Source organism: Pseudochrobactrum sp. AO18b, from assembly GCF_000409565.1.
In the GTDB taxonomy this organism is placed as follows: domain Bacteria; phylum Pseudomonadota; class Alphaproteobacteria; order Rhizobiales; family Rhizobiaceae; genus Pseudochrobactrum; species Pseudochrobactrum saccharolyticum.
In genome coordinates this window covers 1-2441 of sequence record NZ_ANNO01000169.1, presented here as the reverse complement: position 1 = coordinate 2441, position 2441 = coordinate 1, and the positions used below count along the sequence as shown (strand labels likewise).

At 49.8% G+C, this 2441-nt stretch carries 4 protein-coding genes; 3 read left to right on the top strand and 1 reads right to left on the bottom strand.

Going from position 1 to position 2441, the window contains the following annotated elements:
* Positions 1-176 precede the first annotated feature (176 nt).
* The gene (locus tag A918_RS21725; RefSeq protein WP_022710388.1) at positions 177-356 is read right to left on the bottom strand and encodes a hypothetical protein; all 180 of its coding nucleotides are present in this window, start codon (positions 354-356) and stop codon (positions 177-179) included.
* A gap of 291 nt (positions 357-647) precedes the next feature.
* On the opposite strand from A918_RS21725, the gene coaD reads away from it, so the two are divergent.
* Genes coaD through A918_RS0107080 form a run of 3 tightly spaced genes read left to right on the top strand, consistent with a single transcriptional unit; the run spans position 648 to position 2333 of the window.
* Positions 648-1142, top strand: coding sequence for a pantetheine-phosphate adenylyltransferase (gene coaD, locus A918_RS0107090; RefSeq protein ID WP_028233504.1), 495 nt, complete (start codon positions 648-650; stop codon positions 1140-1142).
* A 26-nt stretch (positions 1143-1168) separates the two neighbouring features.
* Positions 1169-1768, top strand: coding sequence for a peptidylprolyl isomerase (locus A918_RS0107085; RefSeq protein WP_022710386.1), 600 nt, complete (start codon positions 1169-1171; stop codon positions 1766-1768).
* Between the two features lie 58 nt (positions 1769-1826).
* Complete coding sequence (locus tag A918_RS0107080) at positions 1827-2333, top strand: peptidylprolyl isomerase (protein ID WP_022710385.1); 507 nt, start codon at positions 1827-1829, stop codon at positions 2331-2333.
* The last annotated feature ends 108 nt before the right edge of the window (positions 2334-2441 follow it).

The window sequence follows — 2441 nt, the reverse complement described above, 5'->3', positions numbered from 1 at the left end:
GTGGGGGGGGGGGGTTTTTTATTGTGCTCACATAAAGAAAAAGGCGGTGTCTTCTCACACCGCCTTGAAATAAAAGCCTGGACTGGAGGTTCCGGCTGCAACTGCCCTCTGATTAAAGAGGTATTTTGTATCTATTTAGGCCTGATTTAGGCGAAACCAAGATATTATCTCTTCACTTATGCGTGTGTAATGCGCTTTGATCTGGTGCCGCGGGCGACACGCCGTACAGAGCGCAGGTCGAAGACGGATTTCTGATTGCTCAGACGCCTGGAGGCACTTTCTTCGATCATCAGGATAATGGCTGCAAACATCATCGCGACGATCATTGAGATTGCGAGAATAAATAGCATCATCATTTTATCCTTTCGCTTATATTACGCGCAAGCGACACAAAGGTTGCATAAAATCTTTCATCTTGTGGCATGTGAGATCTGTGCGGTTACTGTGTTGCCCGTAATATAGGCGTTTTCACTTGAATTATTTCTGACCGGTCTATTCATGCTAGGTTCACTTTGGGAGCGCGTAAACCTATGCTTTTGATGTAAGACTGAGGCTTAGAGAGGTTCTTGCTCCGCTCTTTGCTGAACCCGTTATGTACTTCGCTTTAGAGATTGAAATTGGTCAGTATAATGATTAATTCATTTGGTATGAAAACAGCTCTCTATGCAGGATCATTTGATCCGGTCACCAATGGTCATCTTGATGTTCTGCGCGGGGCTCTCGGGCTGGCTGACAAGGTGATTGTCGCTATCGGCGTCCATCCGGGCAAAACCCCGATGTTCAGCTTTGAAGAGCGGGTTGAGCTGCTGCGCGAGGCCGGAGAGCAGGCTTTCGGCAAAGATAATAGCCGTATTGATTATACCAGCTTCAGCGGTCTGGTTGTGGACACTGCCAGAAGTTTCAATGCAACGCTGATGGTGCGCGGTTTGCGCGATGCCACTGATTTTGATTATGAAATGCAGATGGCCGGTATGAATACAGGTATGGCACCGGATGTGCAGACTGTGTTTTTGCCCGCTTCCCCCGATGTGCGTTTTATTACTGCCACACTGGTGCGCCAGATTGCGGCAATGGGGGGCGATGTCAGCCGCTTCGTGCCGCCTGTTATCGAAAAAGCCCTAAAGCATAAGCTTAAAAAATAAGAATTTAGCTTCACACAGGAAAAATCATGTCCTTTTTGCGTAAATTTCTGGCTGTCACAGCCTTTCTCGCATTTTCAGCAACTGCCGCTTTGCAGCCGGTCAATGCGCAGGCCGCAGACCCTGAAAATACAGTGGTTCTGACTCTGAAAGACGGTGATGTCGTTATTGAACTGCGCCCTGATCTGGCTCCGAAACATGCGGAGCAGATCAAGAAACTGGTGCGCGATGGTGCTTATAACGGCGTTGTGTTCCACCGCGTGATTGACGGCTTTATGGCGCAGACCGGTGACGTAGAGTTCGGTAATGCGGATAAGGACTATAATCCGGGTCGCGCAGGCACCGGCGGTTCCTCCTATGGTAATATTCCGGCAGAATTCTCCAAGCAGCCATTTGTGCGCGGCACCGTCGGCATGGCACGCAGCTCATCGCCGGATTCTGCCAATTCGCAGTTTTTCATCATGTTTGATGAAGGCTCGTTCCTGAACGGCCAGTATACTGTTGTCGGCGAAGTCATCAGCGGCATGGAAACCGTCGATAAAATCAAAAAAGGCAGCAAATCTGCCAATGGCGCGGTTGATAATCCTGACCGTATCGTTAAAGCCATTGTTCTGGCCGATCGTAAGTAATTCTACTTTAAACGCGGCTGTCTGAGTTGCAGCCTGAAAAATCTACAGGAGAAGCCCCATGGCTTATAAAGATCCGGAAAATACACTGGTACTGGAAACCACTAAAGGTACAGTTGCAATCGAACTCTATCCAGATCTGGCACCAGGTCATGTTGCCCGTATTAAAGAACTCGCACGTGAAGGCGCTTATGACGGCGTTGTATTTCACCGCGTGATCGATGGTTTCATGGCACAGACCGGCGACGTGAAGTTCGGCAAACAGGGCGGTTCCAGCTTCAACCCATCCCGCGCCGGTATGGGCGGTTCGGACAAGCCTGACCTGAAGGCAGAATTCACCAATACCAAGCACGTACGCGGTACCTGCTCGATGGCTCGCAGCCAGAACCCGAACTCGGCTAACTCCCAGTTCTATATCTGCTTTGCTGATGCACCTTGGCTGGATCGCCAGTACTCCGTATGGGGTCAGGTTATTGAAGGCATGGACAATGTTGACAAGATCAAGCGCGGTGAGCCGGTAACTGATCCGGATTCAATCACTTCTGCAAAAATCGCTGCCGACATTTAAGTATCTGATCCAAAAGCCGCCGTGCCGGTCTGCAAATGGCAATTTTCTGCGCTCCGGTGCTCACGTACAGTCAGTACGCTCTGCTCCGGTGCTCAAAAATCACCATTT

Coding starts and splice junctions, on each gene's coding strand:
- coaD (WP_028233504.1), top strand. CDS start 648: ATGAAAACAGCTCTCTATGCAGGATCATTTGATCCGGTCACCAATGGT.
- A918_RS21725 (WP_022710388.1), bottom strand. CDS start 356: ATGATGATGCTATTTATTCTCGCAATCTCAATGATCGTCGCGATGATG.
- A918_RS0107080 (WP_022710385.1), top strand. CDS start 1,827: ATGGCTTATAAAGATCCGGAAAATACACTGGTACTGGAAACCACTAAA.
- A918_RS0107085 (WP_022710386.1), top strand. CDS start 1,169: ATGTCCTTTTTGCGTAAATTTCTGGCTGTCACAGCCTTTCTCGCATTT.